13 protein-coding genes are annotated in these 19,418 nt (G+C 39.7%); 7 read left to right on the top strand and 6 right to left on the bottom strand.

What is annotated here, in order from left to right; translation table 11 throughout:
• Positions 1 to 57: 57 nt before the first annotated feature.
• The gene (locus R0J88_RS10610; protein ID WP_276753444.1) at positions 58 to 1,209 is read right to left on the bottom strand and encodes a tetratricopeptide repeat protein; all 1,152 of its coding nucleotides are present in this window, start codon (positions 1,207 to 1,209) and stop codon (positions 58 to 60) included.
• 48 nt (positions 1,210 to 1,257) lie between these two features.
• Positions 1,258 to 2,391, bottom strand: a complete 1,134-nt coding sequence (locus R0J88_RS10605) for a PepSY-associated TM helix domain-containing protein (protein WP_410899871.1) — start codon at positions 2,389 to 2,391, stop codon at positions 1,258 to 1,260.
• Positions 2,392 to 2,675: 284 nt separating this feature from the next.
• Here R0J88_RS10605 and R0J88_RS10600 point away from each other — a divergent pair, with 284 nt between their 5' ends.
• Together R0J88_RS10600 and R0J88_RS10595 are read left to right on the top strand one after the other, a co-directional pair.
• Complete coding sequence (locus tag R0J88_RS10600; RefSeq protein WP_008126909.1) at positions 2,676 to 3,290, top strand: SemiSWEET family transporter; 615 nt, start codon at positions 2,676 to 2,678, stop codon at positions 3,288 to 3,290.
• Between the two features lie 75 nt (positions 3,291 to 3,365).
• Entirely contained in the window at positions 3,366 to 4,154 is a 789-nt protein-coding gene (locus tag R0J88_RS10595; protein WP_410899870.1) for a PhzF family phenazine biosynthesis protein, read from the top strand.
• Between the two features lie 65 nt (positions 4,155 to 4,219).
• Here the strand turns inward: R0J88_RS10595 and R0J88_RS10590 are convergent, their stop codons facing one another.
• A complete protein-coding gene (locus R0J88_RS10590) occupies positions 4,220 to 6,727 on the bottom strand; it encodes a zinc-dependent metalloprotease (protein ID WP_410899869.1) in 2,508 nt (835 codons plus the stop codon).
• A gap of 288 nt (positions 6,728 to 7,015) precedes the next feature.
• Here R0J88_RS10590 and R0J88_RS10585 point away from each other — a divergent pair, with 288 nt between their 5' ends.
• Both R0J88_RS10585 and R0J88_RS10580 read left to right on the top strand, forming a co-directional pair.
• Positions 7,016 to 8,194 (top strand): efflux RND transporter periplasmic adaptor subunit, encoded by a 1,179-nt coding sequence (locus R0J88_RS10585; protein ID WP_410899868.1) that lies wholly within the window; start codon positions 7,016 to 7,018, stop codon positions 8,192 to 8,194.
• A gap of 12 nt (positions 8,195 to 8,206) precedes the next feature.
• On the top strand, positions 8,207 to 11,350 hold the full coding sequence (locus R0J88_RS10580; protein WP_410899867.1) for an efflux RND transporter permease subunit: 3,144 nt from the start codon (positions 8,207 to 8,209) through the stop codon (positions 11,348 to 11,350).
• 71 nt (positions 11,351 to 11,421) lie between these two features.
• On the opposite strand, the gene R0J88_RS10575 is transcribed toward R0J88_RS10580, so the two are convergent.
• On the bottom strand, positions 11,422 to 11,874 hold the full coding sequence (locus tag R0J88_RS10575; RefSeq protein ID WP_410899866.1) for a c-type cytochrome: 453 nt from the start codon (positions 11,872 to 11,874) through the stop codon (positions 11,422 to 11,424).
• A gap of 225 nt (positions 11,875 to 12,099) precedes the next feature.
• Between R0J88_RS10575 and R0J88_RS10570 the strand changes: the two genes are divergently transcribed.
• A complete protein-coding gene (locus R0J88_RS10570) occupies positions 12,100 to 14,430 on the top strand; it encodes a S8 family serine peptidase (protein ID WP_410899865.1) in 2,331 nt (776 codons plus the stop codon).
• Positions 14,431 to 14,441: 11 nt separating this feature from the next.
• Positions 14,442 to 14,975: a S8 family serine peptidase gene (locus R0J88_RS10565; protein WP_203985450.1), complete on the top strand. Its 534-nt coding sequence runs from the start codon at positions 14,442 to 14,444 to the stop codon at positions 14,973 to 14,975.
• Between the two features lie 58 nt (positions 14,976 to 15,033).
• On the opposite strand, the gene R0J88_RS10560 is transcribed toward R0J88_RS10565, so the two are convergent.
• The gene (locus tag R0J88_RS10560; protein ID WP_006792500.1) at positions 15,034 to 15,504 is read right to left on the bottom strand and encodes a DUF2721 domain-containing protein; all 471 of its coding nucleotides are present in this window, start codon (positions 15,502 to 15,504) and stop codon (positions 15,034 to 15,036) included.
• A 172-nt stretch (positions 15,505 to 15,676) separates the two neighbouring features.
• Here R0J88_RS10560 and R0J88_RS10555 point away from each other — a divergent pair, with 172 nt between their 5' ends.
• Entirely contained in the window at positions 15,677 to 17,851 is a 2,175-nt protein-coding gene (locus R0J88_RS10555; protein WP_410899864.1) for a S9 family peptidase, read from the top strand.
• Positions 17,852 to 17,936: 85 nt separating this feature from the next.
• Here the strand turns inward: R0J88_RS10555 and R0J88_RS10550 are convergent, their stop codons facing one another.
• The gene (locus R0J88_RS10550; RefSeq protein WP_243532075.1) at positions 17,937 to 19,418 is read right to left on the bottom strand and encodes a sensor histidine kinase; all 1,482 of its coding nucleotides are present in this window, start codon (positions 19,416 to 19,418) and stop codon (positions 17,937 to 17,939) included.

Raw genomic sequence — 19,418 nt, 5'->3', positions numbered from 1 at the left:
ATGAGCTTAGTTGAACTGTGGGTAGTAAATCGATTAACCACAGTTCAATTTAGCCTGCTATTTATATTGTAGCGACAACAATTTGGCTTGATATACGTCTAACTTTTTATCGTCTCGTTCGTATTCAATTGCTTTTTTGAGAAGTCGCTTTGAACGCTCAGTTTTACCTTGCTGGTAGCGAACTTTAGCAAGCTCGAGGTACAACTCGGAGATATAGGGGGCTTTAAATAAAGCGAGCTCTAAGTGGTCTTTTGCTCGATTAATATAACCGGTTTGTAATTCGTTTTTTGCTAGAGCAAGCAGTTCATAAGGATCTCTTTCTTTGTAATTTAATTGGCTGGTTAGTTGCTCTACAAGTACAGTTTTACCAAGTTGTTTAGCTAATAGTTGATAGTTATTAACTAAATTGACGCTCGATAAATTATTGTTTATTGCTGTTTCGTAAATTACTTCTGCGTTTTTTAAATCTCCCGCACGGCGATGTAACATACCCGCCATGTTAAAAAGCTCAGGATCATTAGGGGTAAATTTATTGGCTTGTAAAATAAAAGAATAAGCAGCGTTAAGATTTTCTTCAGCAAATGCTTTAGCTGCTAAGTTGCCATAAAACTTCGCAACTAAGTCGTTGTAGCTGGCGCTGCCAGAATAAAAACTACCGCGTGTAGGAAAATAATCAATCAGGGTACCTGGGCGAAAAACTTGAATAACGTTCTCTTTTTTCTCAACTTTTGGTGCATATACCATGGTTCTGAAATGATTAGCTACATAGACCATTCCACTTTCTTTTGCGTACACAGGTTCACTAGTAACTTCTTGAAAGCTGGTTTCTAGCCCCAGCGCATTTGCATAACTTTGTGTAAGAACCGCTAAACTAATACAGTTGCCGTGTGCGCGAGTAAGAGTTTGCGAAGAAGTTAATGTGTCACCATGGTAACTAAAATCGCTAAGTTGGTTTTCTAAATAGTTGTAAATAATACGATCGGTTCTAACACCATTTAGTTGCTGCTGGTCGGCATAAGCTAAAAAGCGTTTTTTTTCGGCGTTTGGCAATTCAAAAATATTCAACTCGCTGGGAGTGTCTATTTGTTTAAAGCGGGTGTGATTAATAAGCGCAGTAAGCTGGGGTTGCTCAACTGTAGGCGTTGTTGGAGTGCTTTTACATGCACTTAAAAATACCAAAAATAATGTAACTAATACTATAGATTTCATAAGCCACCTCAATGTGATTTTTAACATTACATTGAGGTGACTTTTTAATCAAGCGGTTATTGTTCGTTGTTTATTATGACGATTTTTTTGCGATTGTTTTTTACGTTTGCGGCGTGTTAACCATAAGTAAAAGCCAGTAGCACTTAGCCATAGTGGACTTAGCCCTATAAAACTCCACAGTATTTTACTTATTAGGCCAGCAAAATAACCAAAATGAAGCTTACGAAAGCTGTCTAGCACTTTCCAGCCAAGACCTACTTGGCGTATATCCCAATTGGCAATGTGCTCACCAGTGATTTTGTTATACGAAACGGTATTAGCGTATTCACTTGCCAGTGGGTTATTAGAATTTACTTCACCAAATACAGTAATGTTGTCGTCAGGTTCTAATGGCATAACCAAGTAAGTGCTGTTGAACGTGGCTATTTGTTGCTTGCTGTCATCTAAAATATCTTGGAAGGAAACATTTTTGCTATACAGGTTTTTGGTTAGGGCATGATGTTCTTCTTCAGCGTGTTCGAGTACTTCGTGATACCAAACGGCACCATTAAAATAACCACCGGTTATAGCTAAAACAATTAAAATAGGCGAGCCAATAACACCAGTCATTTTATGAATATCACTTAATACGATTTGTAATGTTGCGCGCCAACGCACGGTAAATAGGCGTTGCCAAAACTTTCGGTAAATAATGAGGCCGGTTATTCCAAGCACCAATAAAAATAAAGCAAAAAAGAACCCCAAAACGGTGCCTGTTTGGCCTGGTAAGCTTTTTAAATCATTGAGTAAAAAGGTGTAATGGAGTTCTAAAAACCAATCTGTAAAATAATGGCTCGTTCCCACGGGAGTTGACAAAATATCACCAGCATATTGATTTAAATGAAATTTATACCAAACTTGCGACTCGCGCTCGATTAAGTAAACCCGATCAGCAGTATCGTCGTTAAAAATTTCCCAGCTACCAATGACATACTCAGGATAAGCGTTCTGAGTGATGGAAATTAACTCATCCATATTCAAACGTTCAGGTTGAGTGCTAATCACAAAATGACTTTCGGGCATAAGTAAGCCATCTATCTCGCTTTTAAATACAAGCACACTGCCAGTAATACTTATTACAATTAATGGAATAATTGCAATGAGAGCAATCCAGCTATGAATTTTGAAAAGTGTTTTTCTCATGGGTTATCGTTATCTAATTCACTTATATGCAAATGATATCGATTGTTATTTGTATTTAATAGTGATTGAGCAAGTATTCGGGAAATTAATAAACTGTGCACATTACATAACATATTTTGTAAATATAAGTTTCCAGTTCCTTGAAAGGGTTTTTTCTGTTTAGTTGAGTTAAATTAACTTCACTCTACAATGCCGCGCTCACAGTAAAAGCCTTTTAAAACATATGTTTAATAAATGTTTTTATTAAGTAATTAAAGTAACCGTTATGTAACAGCGAGGTTGTTTTGGCGCACTATTTGCCTATTTTGTCTTCATTTATTTTACTTTTTAGTTTTTTACCATTGCTAAATAAAATTAGAAAAAACAGAAGTGTTTCTGGTTTATCTTTGCTAATGATGACATTTGGAGTCGCACAGAGTCTCTATTTCATAACGTATAACATTTATTTTGAGCGATACTTTATTGCTTTACCTTTTTTTGTAACAGGCGTATTAAGCGGCTTGATCTTGTACTTTTTTGCCCGTTACAACGCCGCAAAGCAAGAACGGCTTCAGTTAGTGCTTATGCTTGGCTTTTCGCTTATGCCGTTTTCGCTGTTATTAAGTCCAAACTTTGATACCGCATGGGTGCTCAACGCACTTACCTATGTAGGATTGGTGATGAGCTCAGTGCGCGTAATGCCACAAACCTACAAAACGCTGCGCACAGGAGATGTAAGTAACTTAAGTGCGCGTTACTTTAGTTTGCAGTTCATAGCGGGCATTTGTGGCTTAGTTGTTGAGTTAACTAATACCACACCAAGTACTTCACACTTGCTTATGTTTATCATGTTGTTGCTGACTAATGCCGTGCAATTTGGTTGCATGCAATATTATAAAATGCGACCAGTAATGGCTTAATTATAAAAAAGTGTAGTGTTTAATTAAGTTAATTGTGGCATTTTTAAGTTATTAAAAATAACCCAGTGCAAACTAATGCAATTAACTATTCACCAAATTGATGCGTTTACACACGCTTTATTTAAAGGCAATTATGCAGCTGTTATCCCACTTGAGTCGTGGTTGGATGATGACCTAATGCTAAACATAGGCGCTGAAAACAACGTATCTGAAACTGCGTTTACCTGTAGGCAAACCGATGGCTGTTTTGCTATTCGTTGGTTTTCACCTTTAATGGAAATAGACTTTTGTGGCCATGCCACTTTGGCTGCTGCGTATGTATTATGTGAAGAACATAATGTATCGCAGATTCGCTTTATCGCTGATGCAGTGGGTGAGCTTATTGTTATTAAAAACAATGATGGCAGCTTTGCTATGACATTCCCTAAACAAGCACCTGTAGAGGTTAAAAACCCGCCACAGGCACTGTTAAATGGCTTGTCTATACAACCTATTAAGGTACTTAAAAATCGTCAAGCTTACTTTGCTGTTTATGAATCGGCTAAGCAAGTAAAGAGCTTAAATACCGACTCGGAACTCTTAAAAACGCTAGCGCCACACGATGTAGTTGCCACTGCGTCTAGTGATGAATACGATTTTGTTTCTCGTTATTTTTGGCCTGCCAGCGGTGGCGATGAAGATTATGTCACGGGCTCTATTCATACAGGGCTTGCTCCATACTGGGCACAGTTGTTAGGTAAAACACAGTTAACTGCCTATCAGGCATCTAGCCGAGGTGGGCATATACAGTGCGAGGTAGGGGAGTCAACGGTAACTTTAACAGGCCATGCTGTTAGGTATTTAAAAGGCACAATTTACCTTTAATGGTGATAGGAATTAAGTTTATAAAAAAGGCCACAATCAATGTGGCCTTTTTTTGTTACAACTATTTACGCTTCGAGTGCTTTTGCAATTAAGCGATCAATATACTTTTTATGGGCTTTGGCTGCAGTATCTGCACCCCATGACAGGCTTGTATCCGCTATTTCGGTTAACTGATAAAGCGCGGCTGTTTTAGCGAGGTTATCGAACTTGCTTGGTTTGCCTAAACCCGCAATAGCGATCAGTTGGTTTACATATTCAATTTGTAAATTGTGACTGATTGAGCTGGCCTCTGCGTCTTTTACAAAAATACTCGCCGTTAAATCCCCCATAAATTGATTTAAGCTATATTCGTTTCCGTATAAAGCGGTATCTGAAATACGCAGTAAAACCGCTGGGTGCAACAGCTGTGCAAGCACAGACTTTTGCATGCCTAAAATCATTTTGTGAGGTTTAGGGTCTTCATTTTTACCATAGTGATTAAACCCGCGGCGCTGTTGCTGCATGAAGTTATAAAGCGGTTGCATGCTTTGTAACACATCAGGTGCAAACACGTACTCGGCTAGAATTTCCATAGCTTGAGTTTGTTTTTCAAGTGGCACTGGGGTGAAAGGTTTGTCGGCGTTTGCATCACCTACAACTGCACGCTCTACATAAACCCCACCAATTTGACGAGATACAATACCTGCCTGCGATCTGTACTGACCAAATAAGCTATTAGCTGAGGTAACAAGTTGCTGGTAAGAGTCGCCTTCAACAGTGGCTTTATCTTTAAGCTCAGTAAACAGTTTATTAATAAGTGCCATGCGGTCTGCACCATACGCTGCTGGGTTTGATGATAAATCGCCAATCATTACGCGGGGATCGATATGACGGCCCGGCGCGCGCATATCGTCTGCATCGTTACCAAACGCTAAAGCATGCTCACTAGAACGCGCAAGAATTTTACTAAGGCGAGCTTGCTCGGCAGATGCATCAGCCAGCGCTACGCTGTATCCGTAGTTAATAGCCCAGTCGTCGTATGGGCCTGGTTTAGTTTGAAAAATATCCCCTTGCTGCATGCCAATTGGTGCAATGTTAGCCGGTGCATAGTCCATTACTGAGCCTGTTACGATCCCTTGGGTTTTACTCTTATCGTGCACTTCTTTCTCATTCCACAAAATAGATGATTTCATGTTGTGGTTAAGGCCCAGTGTATGACCTACTTCATGCAGAATAAGCTGTGTTAACCCTTGGCGTATCATTTCGTTTTCTTTAATGCTATCGCCAGCAGCTAAGCCTTTTGCAAGCATAAGGTTTTGTTGAATTTCATGACCTAATGAGCAGTTTAATTCACCAGTATGTGTACTATTGCTGTGGCTCATAGCGCCTTGTGTATAAAGGGTGTCGTAAATCCAGCGATTTTTCATAAATACAAACTCAAGCATAATGTCTGAGCCCAGTATTTCACCTGTTAGCGGGTTGGCAAGTGCAGGCCCGTAGCCACCAAATGGTGGTTTTGGCGATGAGGTCCAACGCAGTACATTGTAATTAATGTCGCCTGCATCCCAGTCGGCATCATCAGGTTGTATTTTTACTTCTAAGGCATTTTTAAAGCCTGCTTTTTCAAAAGAGCTGTTCCATGCAAGTACAGCGTCTTTAATTGTGTCGCGCCACTCTATTGGTGTGGTGTTTTCTATCCACCATGTAATTGGTTTTACAGGCTCTGAAAGTGCAGCGCTTGGGTTTTTCTTTTGTAAATCCCAGCGCTTAATTACATCTTCGTAAGGCGTCCAATCAGTTGACGTCATTTGATCAAACTGGTTTGTGAAATAACCAATGCGCGCATCGTCTAAACGAGGCTGGTAGTTGTTTTGTGGGAGTGCTACAAATGAATGCTGAACCTTCACAGAAACACTACGCGGGTCACTTACTGCGCCAGAGCCACGAACGGTTGGACTTGCATTGGTAAATACGTAATCTACGACAACGTCTAAATTATTAGGGTAAGGACGCTGTTTAATAATGCGCGATTTTTTGCTGTCTAGCTTGCCTACTTTAAAACGTTTTTTCGCATTTTTATCTGCGGGATTTATAGTAGGAGATACTTTATGAAGTGCTTCACTTAAAAATAACTTATTGACGTTAAATGCAATTTTACCGTCTTCTTCTTTTTCTATTTTAATACTCGCAAGCACAGCTTCACTAATGTTTGCATTGCTGGCTTTTGAAATGGCACTGTTTTCGTCAAATTTATAACGAGGTGTTTTACTTATAATATCGATACGGTCGAAGTACTTTCTAAACTCAATGAGTTTGGTTTCACGGTAAGATCCACGAAAGTGTCCTGCATCAGTCACCCCATCAACTGTATGAGCAAAATAAACGAAAGGAGTATCAAGCTGCGATTCGTTAATGACCATTAAGTGCTTACCCGTTTTTTCGTCCTGATACAGGTTAAATATACCGGCAAATTCGGTTTGTCCTTTGATCATTTCACTTAATGTTTTTGGTTTTTTTTCGTCTTTTTTGTCATCGGCAAAAGCATGGCCGCTTAGCGCAATACTGAGCGCAAGAGTTAGGGTGGTTAGTTTCATAATGTCATCTTTTCGTTTGTTAATTTATTTTTACTGTACGTAATTTCAATTTGTTTCGTACAACAAATCGATGAAATAATACCTTTTTTATTTAATATATTGATTTTAAATAGTAAAAGTTTGTAACAAAATATAATTTTATGGCTATATAATCTAACTTATAATTAAACAATTCATTATGAGAAGTATAATTAATGCACATTTGTAACAGTTGCTTACAAATGTCACGTAATTGTTTAATTAAGCTCTGTTATTATGGCGTTAATAGAAATTTGGGGTAATTAGGATATGCAAACAAATTCACTTAGATGGGTTTTTCCATTTGTTGCGCTTGCGATAGGGGTTGTTGGTTTTAAAGCAATAAACGCGCTTGCCAGTGAGCAAGAAAAAAAGGCGTTAGTTGATACGCGACCAACCGTTCAAGTTGAGCCGGTTTCGGCTAACGACCATCAGGTTATAATTAACAGCTATGGTGAAGTAAAGCCGCTGGAAAATACACAACTGTCTGCACAGGTATCGGGAGAGGTACTGAGTTGGCATCCGAGCTTTGTTGCCGGTGGGGTTGTAGCACGTGGTGAAACCTTATTTTCGATTGAAAAAGATAACTATGAAGCTGCAGTGCTCGTGGCTGAAGCTGAACTTGCTCGTGCCCAAGCGGGTTTAATTGAAGAACAAGCGCAAGCAAAAGTAGCTGAAGACGAAGCAAAACGCTTTCCAAGTAAAGCGCGTACTGATTTATTTTTACGCAAGCCTCAAGTACTTAGTGCGCAAGCAAATGTTAAATCAGCGCAAGCAGCATTAAAACGTGCGCAGCGAGATTTAGAAAACTGTGATGTTAAAGCACCTTACGATGCACTTATTGTGAGCCGTAATGTAGGTGTGGGTCAATACGTGACAATGGGCTCGCAAGTCGCTGAGCTAAACAATATAGAAACTGCTGAAGTAATTATTCCTATTGCAGGCTTTGATAGTGTGTTTTTGCCTGAGCGTATTAAAGGGATTACCGCAACAGTTATTCAAAAAGGCCTTAATAGCTTTACTCGTGAAGGCGTTATTGACCGCGATTTAGGTATTGTAGATAACGCAACACGTATGAGCAGTTTAGTGGTGCGAATTGAAGACCCGTATGGCCTTAAAAATAAACAACCAGCAATTAAATTTGGCAGTTACGTACAGGTTAATTTTGCGGGTACAACATTAAATAATATCTACCGTTTACCTCAAGCGCTTGTTAACAACCAAACCGTTTGGGTGGTTGGTGAAAACCAAACCCTTGAACCAAGAAAAGTAACGGTAATACGAGAAGAAGGCGAGTACTTCTATATTAGTAGTGGCCTAAAAGCTGACGATAAACTAGTGGTTACGTTACCAGAATACCCTCAAAAGGGAATGGAAGTTAAAATAGCAGGTGCGCAACCGGTACCTGAAAGCTCTGATGTGAGCACCTCAAATACGCAACAGCTTTAAGGTGTAATAACAATGAGTGAATCAACACAAACAAAACAAACAGGGTTAATAGCTTATTTTGCTAATAACTCGGTTGCTGCAAACTTAATGATGTTGTTTATTATCGTTATGGGCTTTTTAAGCTACAAAACGATTCAGCGACAAATGTTTCCTAATATAGAAATTAACTATATTAACGTAAACGCTAATTACCCAGGTGCCTCTCCTCAGGAAATTGAAGAAAGTATTCTTATAAAAATTGAAGAATCACTTAAAGATATTACCGAAATAAAAAAAGGTGTGTATCGCGCATTTAGAAACGGCGGCTCTGCAAGTCTTGAAATTCATACAGACGCAGAGCTCACCGATGTGCTTGATAAAGTAAAACTGCGTGTTGACGGTATTGCTACTTTTCCAGCTGGGATGGAACCGGTCACCATAAGCCAGATTGAATTTAGACAAGATGTAATAGGCATGACACTGGTTGCTGACTTGCCTTTATTTGAGCTTAAGCCGATAGCAAACAATATCGAAGATGAATTGCTGCAATTATCTAATGTATCGCTTGTGGTCAATGATGTACCGCTTGATGAAATAGCGATTGAAATCGACCCTGATACATTACGCCAGTACAACTTAACAATTTCAGATGTTATGAATGCTGTGCGTCGTTACTCTGCTAACTTTTCGGCAGGTCAGTTAAAAACTGATGCGGGCGTTATATCAGTTCGTGTTGAAAACCAATTTTATTCAGGCGAAGAATTTAGACAAATTCCGGTAAAAATTGGCGAGTATGGTGCCAAAGTTTTACTGCAAGATATTGCCACAATTAAAGATCAATTTACTGAAGGTGAACGTTATTTTAAGTTTAATGGTGAAAATGCCGTTTATTTATCAGTAAAAGCAACGCAATCACAAAATATTATTCCGGTAGCTGAATCGGTTAAAGCGTATATTGATAAAAAGAATAAAGAGCTCCCACCGGGTGTGCGTATAGAGCCTTTAATGGATATGACGTACTACCTAAATGCTCGCTTAGATATGATGAAATTAAACCTTCTTCAAGGTGCGATTTTAGTCGCAATTATGTTGTCGTTATTCTTACGCTTTAAGTTGGCATTGTGGGTAATGATAGGTTTACCAGTGTGCTTTTTAGGCGCGATGATGGTGATGCCACTATTTGGTATTAGCATAAATATCGTTTCGTTATTTGCGTTTATCATGGTGCTAGGGATTGTGGTGGATGACGCCATTGTCATAGGCGAAGCCGCATACAGTGAAGTTGAAAAAAGTGGCGACGGTGTTGATAACGTAGTACGAGGTGCAAAGCGTGTAGCGACCCCAGCGACATTTGGTGTACTTACTACCATTGCTGTATTTGCGCCGTTTACGCTTTCGAGCGGCCCTGAAAGTGCCTTTTTTTACGGTATTGCTGTTGTTGTTATGTTGTGTTTGGTATTTAGCTTAATTGAATCGAAGCTCATATTACCTGCGCATATTGCACATACACATTTTACTCCTATTAAAAAAGGTGGCTGGCGAGATAGATTTAATACCCGCTTTTTTGGTTTTGTAAACGGCCCATATAAACGTTTTGTTTCTAAGTGTGTTGAATGGCGTTGGACTGTTTTATTTAGTTTTATTGCTTTATTAGTCGTGACTTTTGCATTAATTGCTTCAAATCAGGTGCGCACTATTCCTTCACCTAAAGTACCGCATGATTTCCCACAAATTAATATTGAAATGAATGACAACGTATCCGACATTCAAACTATTAATGCTATTCGTGAAATAGAAGCGATGGTGCTTGAGGTAGATAAAGAAACAGAGCGTCAAACAGGTCAAAAAATTATCCGCGATTTACTCGTGTTTAACCAAGGCCGCACAGAGGCGCAATTATTAGCCCCATTAGTTGATGAAGACTTACGTCCTTACGATGCATTTGAATTATCGCGCCGTTGGCGTGAAGCCATGCCTAATATTGCAGGTGTTAAATCGTTAACTATTCAAGACGACGTAGGCGGCGGTGGCGGCAACGGTGGTGGCGAGTTTGGTTACCTTCTATTTGGGTCTGATATCGATACATTAAACGAAGCTGGGCGCCGTTTTATTCAATTGCTCCAACAGCAAGAAGGCTTGTTTGATATAAGTTCAACCATAGATCCAGCCAGTAAAGAAGTGCAAATGAGTTTAAAACCCGTTGCATTTGATTTGGGGTTAGATCTTGCCAGCATTGCCAATCAAGTTGGCGCTAGCTTTTATGGTGGCGAAGCACAGCGCGTAATTAGAAATGGTGAAGAAGTCCGTGTAATGGTTCGTTACCCTAAACTCACACGCGAAGCATTTTCATCACTTAAACATACAGTGGTGACTACACCAACAGGGCGCGAAGTGTTATTGGGTGATGTGGTTGAGCTAACCGAAACTCCAGGTATTAGCTACATTCGCCGTGAAGGTGGCTATCGAACTGTTTATGTGTACGGCAGTATTGATGAAGAGCAAATTGAGCCGGGCGAAGTGGTTAAACAGGTAAAAGAAAACCTATTACCACAGCTTAAAGAAGAATACCCAAGCGTTAAATCAGAACTTGGTGGTGCTATTGAGGAGCAACAGGCGCAAGCCAATGAGCAAAAGTTGTTTTTTATTGGAGGCATGATTCTAGTTTACATACTGCTTGCTGTACCACTAAAAAGCTATTCACAACCGCTTATTGTAATGTCGGTTATTCCGTTTAGCTTAACGGGGGCTATTTGGGGGCACTACTGGTTTGATTTGGATATGAGCTTAATGTCTGGCTTTGGTCTTATTGCTGCAGCGGGCGTTGTAATTAATGACTCCTTGGTTATGACCGACTATGTAAACCAGGTACGTAAGCAAGGTGTTAGTGTTAAAAATGCCGTAATTGAAGCCGGCTGTGCGCGTTTTAGAGCAATATTACTCACCTCAATCACTACGTTTGCTGGTGTGTTGCCTATTATGTTTGAAACCAGCCTACAGGCTAAGTTTGTAATACCTATGGCAGTTGCGCTGGGATTTGCAGTTATGTTTGCAACCTTAATTACGCTTATTCTTGTACCTTGTTTGTACATTATATTAGGTGATATTGGGGCATTATTTAAAAACACTTACCGACGTATTTTTAAACGAAGAAGTGTAGAAGTGTCTGTTGATAGCTAATTTTTGCTAAACAATAAAAAAGGACTGAGTGTTAACACTCAGTCCTTTTTTTATTTTTATTATGTTTTTAATTAGTCTTTAAATTGCTTGTGGCAATCTTTACAACCTTTCGCCCAAGCACCAAAGGCTTTACCAATAACCGCTTTGTCGCCAGATTGGGCAGCTAGAGCAAGTTTGTCTGCGTTTGCAGCAAACGCATTGGCTTTTTCAACAAATACCGTATTTTCAGACCAAACAGTAGCCAGTGCCGATGTATCGCCTTTGTCTGTTCCTGCGTAAAACGCTTCCCAAGGCATTTTTGAAAGCGCTGCTGCGTTATTTGCACGCATTTTGAATTGTCCTGCATCAAATGGAACCTTGCCCTTAAGCATTGCGCCCATATCGCCAATTTGAACTGATAGCATAGAAAAAGCACTTTGACGGTATTTAATCGCGTCGCTTGGCTCTTTAAACGCAGAGTTTGCAGATACACTCAGCGCGCATGTTGTTAATAACACACCCGCTAGAATCTTTTTAAATTTCATATTATTGCCCCTGTTAACTTAATATCTATCCAGTTTACATACTAGCGCTTATAAGTAGTAAAGTTAATATTAAGTCGTTAATTTTTAAGTAAGCTAAACAAATGCTCATTACCAGCTTGTTACAAGTGCCATATTTATTGTTAACGAGTGTAAATGATGCGTTGTTATTTGCTGAACGGTTGTGTACTTTGATTACATCATAAAAACAACTAACGAAGAGAATTTATGAAAAACAATATTTTCAAAATGTCAGCATTATCTGCTGCAATAGTGGTATCACTAGCTGGATGTGGCAGTGATAGCGATAATAAAAACTCAGTACCACAAGTATTGGATGTAGCACCTAAAGCGAGCGATGTTGCTGTTAGTGATCAAAAACAATGGATCCCTGTAACAGCCGAGTTTAATGCAAGTGACCTTGATGGTGATACATTATCATTCAGCTTCACTGAAAACGGTGAAGCAGTAGTAGCTGAAGACGGTGTGTTCATGTTTAGTCATGGTGCATTAACAGTTGATGGTACGTCATTTACTTATGTGCCAGCCACAACTGAAGACGCAGTAATCGATTACACAGTGACTGCAAATGGTAAAACAGCGTCTGCACAAATTATGGTTTCAGGCACTATTGGTGACCCACTAGCAAACCAACAATGGCACTTGAACAATACAGGCCAAAAAGCTTACGCATTAAGCGATGAGATGAAGCAAGGCCTTATTGATTTATATGTTAATCTACTTGGTTTTACTGAAGAAGATGCACAAGCACGTTTTGATGAAGACTTTGCTGTAGCTGAAGCTGAAGAGCTAGTTGTTGGCGAAGATATGAATGTAGCAGCTGCTTATGCGCAAGGTGTTACAGGTGCGGGCGTAACTGCTGTTGTTGTTGACTCGGGTATGGAAATTCGCCACGAAGATTTAATCGATAACGTATTACCTAACCGTTCTTTAAACCTAGACGCAGAAACGTTAGACCGTACTGACCCTACAAGCACATCTAACAGCGGTGACCATGGGACTAGTGTTGCAGGCTTAATTGCTGCAAAAGGTTGGAATGGTAAAGGCGGCCGTGGTGTTGCACCAGATACTGGCCTAATTGGTATGAACTACCTTGGTGGTGAAAAAGTAGCGCAAACTGATTTACTTGCACACGGTTTCCCTGGCAGTGGTATTAGCACGTCTGAGAGCATTTCGGCGTTTAACCGTAGCTACGGTATTACATTCCCGACATTTATTGCTTATTCAGAGCTTGATGAAACAATAGAGTCTTACCCAAATCTTTACCTTCGTGATGGTAAAGGTGCACTAAACATGAAATCGAGTGGTAACTCTTTTGTTGACGGTGGTAACGAAGGTTCATTGTGTGAAGATAACGGCGCTAATGCATTAGGGTTAACTTGTTATAACGGTGCGTTTGAGCCAAGCCAAGGCCACCCTTATTACTTAAGTATTGCAGCTGTAAATGCAAACGGTAAGCATACTAGCTACTCAACCGCAGGTGCTAACTTAATGGTTTCAGCGCCAGCAGGTGAATACGGTCGTTGGGCACCAGCGATGGTTACAACAGACCAGATGACTTGTATTAATGGTTATTCAGGCTTTAATGGTAGGTCTATCACTAATTTTTCAGAGTTATATGGTGAAGAGTTTGCTGCAAGCCAATATCCATTTAACTACCCAGGCCATGAAGACAATGCAAGTTGTAACTACACATCGACATTTAATGGTACATCGTCTGCTGCGCCAAATGCATCAGGTGTAGTATCGTTAATTCTTTCTGCTAACCCTGAACTAACTTGGCGTGATGTGCGTCACGTTTTAGCATCAACCAGTACATTAATTGATGCAGATAACGAAGCTGTTAATTTAACTGTAGGTGAAGGTGAGTTTGTTGCTCATGACGGTTGGGTAGAAAATGCTGCTGGTTACAACTTCAATAACTTGTACGGTTTTGGTCGTGCTGATGCAGGTGCTGCAGTTGCAATGGCAAAAGCATACGATGCTAACTTAGGTGAGCAAGTAATCACCGAGTGGAATGGTGTGGGTTCAGTAGTTGCTGAAGATGCACTTACACTTGAAATCCCAGATAACAATGCAACGGGTTTAACACAAGAAATTGAAGTAACTGAAGAGCTTAATATTGAAGCAATGCAGTTTAAGTTTGATGTAAGCAACCCTGAAATGGGCTTTGGTTTTAGCGATGGTACACAAACATCTGCTGGTAATGATTTAGCAATTGAAGTTACATCACCAGCGGGTACGCGTAGTGTGTTATTGTCATCTAAACAAGCACTGTTTTACCCGGCATATAGCTTTACTAATGGCTGGAGCGTAGGCTATGTATTGAAAGACGCAGTTATGCTTTCAAATGCTTTCTACGGCGAGTCTACTAAAGGTACTTGGAAAATCCGCTTACTAGATACAAGTGCAGATAGCTTTGCATTGAGTGACGGTGGCAATAACGGTTTACGTGCAATTGGTATAAGCAATAATAGCTCAGCGAGTGTTCTTGAAGGTGTATCTCTTCGTGCATTCGGTCACGCAGGTCAAGAGTAAGGATTATAAAAATGAAAGTTAATAAATTAATCGTATTAAGTGCTGCCGCGTGTATCTCATTAAGCGCAACAGCAAACACTAGCTTTGATAAAGAGCTTGAATTACCTAAAAAGCAGGTTGCCAGCTTAAAATTTGATAAAGCTGACTTTGGTTCTTATAAAGTAGAGAAAAGCTTACGTTTAGTGCCATCAAGTGTTGCTGCAGAAGAACATGTAGTAATGAAGAAAGGTGAAATGTCAGTTGTTAATGTTGCTACTGAGTCAGAATTAGTTACTAAAGGCTCTTTAGTTCGCAATATTCTGACTAATAACTTAAGCACACTATCAGGAAACATTACTGTTCTATTAAAAGACGGTAAAACTGCAAGTGATATTGCATCAGCAACGGGCTTAAAAGTAGTATCTGTTTTCCCAGGCACTAAGATTGCGGTTATGGCTGTAAATGATGGACAAGATATTTTAGTGGCTTCAGAGCAACTTAAAGCATCTGGTTTTTCAAAAGAAGCTAGAATTGAAGTGTTAGAAACTATCTACACTGCGCAATAATTTATTTTAAATAAATTATTTAAAGCCCCGCGTAATTAAAGGTACGCGGGGCTTTTTATTAATCGTTCATATCAATATCGGCAAATATCATCCCGCGGCGCATACTCCGAGTCGCTAAGAATACCTCACCAAGTAATGACATAAATGCACATATTAATAATGCCATAGCAGCTACAAAACAGCTGGCGATGGTAACCCCTAAATTTATGGATTGAATGTGCGACAAAAATAACAGCATAACCACTGCGCATACAAGCAAAGCGCTCAAAACACTTAAACTAAAGGCTATGTGTATACAACGGGAGCGTTTTAATAACGCACGAAGCTCAGTTGCAAGCGACTTATTAAAATCTTCATCTGTACTTACTTTTAATTTTCGTTCTAATTGACGAGCGCGGTCTGTAATACGAGCCAAGCGGTTTGATAAAACGCCGAGTGTTGCAGCAATGCCCGTTATTAAAAATACAGGTGCTACGGCTGTTTGTATGACTTTAGCCATCGTTAATATATTGATTACGTCGTTATTCATTAAAAACCTTAATTAATAAAGCCCAAGGAAACTGTGTAATAACAGAGTAACTTATGAACACTATCTTAGTAAAAATTTATACTAACGTTTTTACATAGCTTCACAAACTAAATCACAAAAGGTATTAATTTTAGGTATATTTAGGTAACAAAAATAATAAGGACTTTGCCTCATGACACGTACTCCCTTTGCACTTGCTGCACTCTCGCTTGCTATTTTAAGCGGGTGTAATAAAGCCCCCGAAGAAACTCAAAAAAATACGGTTCAAGTTGAGTCAGCTCAAGCTGTAACAGCAGTAGCACCAATTGCTAAAAAAGTACCCCATGAAATGACCATTCATGGCGATACACGTATCGATAATTACTACTGGCTCAGAGATGACGAGCGAAAAGCACCTGAGATCATTAACTATTTAGAAGCCGAAAATGCGTATTCTGACGCTATGCTTGCGCATACTAAAAAATTACAAAGTAGTTTATTTGAAGAGCTTAAAGGGCGAATCCAAAAAGATGATGACTCTGTTCCGGTAAAAGACGGCCAGTACTATTACTCGTCGCAAACTCGCGGCGATAATGAGTACACTACTTACTTGCGCAGTAGTGATTTTACAGGCACCGATCAGGAAGTTATTTTAGACGTAAATGAATTGGCTAAAGGTCATGACTATTTTGCGGTGAGTGGCCTAAATGTCAGCCCAAATGACAACTTAATGGCGTATGGTGAAGATACGGTGAGTCGCCGTGTTTACGACATAAAAATTAAGGATTTAAGCACTGGTAAATTATTAGACGACACGCTTGAAGGCACCAGTGGTTATGTTGTGTGGGCGAACGACAATAAAACAGTCTATTACATCAAAAAAGACGCGCAAACCTTACTCGGGTATCAGGTTTATCGTCATACGCTTGGTACACCACAAAGCGATGACGAGCTTGTTTACGAAGAAACAGACACAAGCTATTACACAGGTATGAGCAAGAGCAAAGACGGCTCAGAAATTTATATTTGGCATAGCAGTACTGATGCATCGGGTTTGTCAGTACTTAATGCAAATGATGTAAACGCTAAGCCTAAGCGCTTAATTGAACGTGAAGCCAACCTTGAATACAGCATTTCCAAATTAGGCAATACTTATTACATTGTTACTAATTTAAATGCCGTTAACTTTCAGCTTATGAAAGTAGATATTGATAAAGCCGGTGATAAAGCAAATTGGCAAAGCGTGATCCCTGCGCGCGAGGGTATTAAACTCGAAGGTGTTGAGTTGTTTGATGACTACTTAGTATACCAACAACGCGAAATGGGCCAATCAACACTGATTGCGCGTAATTTAACATCGGGCAAAGAGTTACCACTTAGCTTTAACGACAGTGCATATACAATTAATGCGTACGGTAATAATGAATTAGACAGCGATACGCTGCGTGTTTACTACACCAGTATGACGACGCCGGGTTCATCTTATGATGTTAATTTGGCCACTGGCGAAAAAACATTATTAAAACAACAAACAGTATTAGGTGACTTTAACGCAGACAACTATGCCTCAGAACGTATTTTTGTAACAGCACGCGATGGCGTAGAAGTACCGGTGAGTTTGGTGTATCGAAAAGAGTTATTTAAAAAAGATGGCACTAACCCATTATTGCAATACGGTTATGGTTCGTATGGCGCAACAATGGATCCGAGCTTTTCTTCTGCACGATTAACGTTGCTTGACCGCGGTTTTGTATTTGCAATTGCCCATGTACGTGGTTCGCAAATGTTAGGTCGCCCGTGGTACGAAGCGGGTAAGCTACTTACCAAAAAGAACACGTTTAACGACTTTGTAGATGTAACTAAGTCATTAGTTGAGCAAAAGTATGGTGCAAAAGACAACATATTTGCACAAGGCGGCAGTGCGGGTGGACTATTAATGGGTGCAGTGGCAAACCAAGCGCCTGAGCTTTATAAAGGCATGGTTGCACAGGTTGCGTTTGTTGATGTGGTTACTACTATGCTAGATGAAACGATTCCGCTTACAACTAACGAGTATGGCGAGTGGGGTAACCCTAACGAGAAAGAATATTACGATTATATGTTGTCTTATTCACCGTACGATCAGGTCAGTAAGCAAGACTACCCTAATATGTTAGTTACTACAGGCTTACACGATTCACAAGTTCAATATTTTGAGCCAGCAAAATGGGTTGCTAAGCTGCGTGACTACAAAACAGATGATAATAAACTATTATTTAAAATAGATATGGAAGCCGGACATGGCGGGGCATCAGGGCGATTTAAGCGCCTAGAAGATGCCGCGTTAAATTATGCATTTATGCTTGATTTAGCGGGTATAAAAAAATAACAAACCCTAGGGGCTGTTTATTTAATTTGCAAAGGTCAGCGGTCCCACAATTCAACTAAGTAATGAGCTAAGGCGTAACGTTAAGTTACGCTTTTTTTTGTGGCAAATTAAAGCTAAACATAGTGCCTTTGCCTAGTTCACTTTGTACATTTATTTCACTGTCCATGAGTTTTAATAGCCCGCGGCAAATAGCAAGGCCCAAACCACCTTGTTGTCGGCCGGCTTTGTTAGAATTACTAGCTTGGTAATGAGGATCAAAAATGGCATTTAACTCTTCGTGTTTAATACCCACGCCGGTATCAGAAACCTGCACAAATAATTGATTGTCATCACCGCGTTTTACACGCACAGCAATACTGCCGTCACGCGGGGTATGCCTAATGGCGTTATCGATTAAGTTACTTAAAACACGCTCAAGTTTGGCTATGTCGGCAATGACAGGAAAGTCACAAATTTCTGGCTCAACCGATAAATTAATGCCTTTTTTCTCTACGGCCAAACTAAACTTAGCAATACAATCGTAAATAAGTTCACCTAGGTTAAATGTTTCTTTGTTGATGCTTATTTCGCCATTTTCGAGGTGTGCGAGTTCAAAAATTTGCTCTATTAGTTGCTTAAGTTGACCACAGTTATTTAGTGATACTTGCAAGTACTCTTGCTGCTCTTGCGCACTTAGTTTGTCACCTGACTGATTTAACACCTCTAAAAAACCTTGTAACGAAGCCAGTGGCGTACGTAAGTCATGAGATAAGTGAGTAAGTAGCTCTTTGCGTTGTTTATCGCCTTGCTCTAGTGCTTTAAATTGCTCATTTATACGTGTGAGCATTGCTTGAATAGTTCGGCTTAAGCTATGGACTTCATTACTTTTTTGAGTTGAATAAATACTCAGTTTTGTGTCGTTTAGGCTGTAGTTTGCAGCCTCTATTTTGCTTACATCTTTTGCAAGGCGTTGAATAGGGTTTGTAAAAAATCGCAGTAGAATAAGCATCGCAATAAATAAAAAAACGAGTGCTGAGCCTAGCCATATGGCAGCCAATAATAACGAGTCGTTACTTTTTATATGATTAAGAGAGGTGTCGTATGCCTCACCACCAATAATCACATATAAATACCCTTGCAATGTGTTGTTATTAAAAACAGGCGCCACAGAAAATATTTTTTGTTGATCAGGGTTTCTTGGGTTGTCGCCATAAACTGGTGTAGCACTTGGGTTAGCTATAAGGTGCTTTAATGGCGTTAAATTAATATGTGTACGCTTCACTTTTCCGGGTTCTGCGGAGTAAGTTAATATTTTTCCGTTTTCGTCTACAAAGTAAAATTCAAAGGCGGGGCCGAGTAACATTAAGGTATGAAATAGGTTTTCAAGGGCTTCGTAATCGTATACGCCTTCTTTTATCAATGGGTTATCTTGTACTAAATGCTCAGCTAGCGCTAAATGTAAATTTTGTTCTCCATGGTGTTTAGAGTTGAGTTCTAGTTGTTTACTCCAGCTATAAACCAGCGCGCAAATAAAACAAAAAATGACGGCTAACGACACTGCTAATTTTTGGTACAAAGAAAGTCTCAT

It is taken from the genome of Pseudoalteromonas sp. SIMBA_162, assembly GCF_046535955.1.
Taxonomy (GTDB): domain Bacteria; phylum Pseudomonadota; class Gammaproteobacteria; order Enterobacterales; family Alteromonadaceae; genus Pseudoalteromonas; species Pseudoalteromonas marina.
This window is presented reverse-complemented; position numbering and strand designations above follow the sequence as displayed.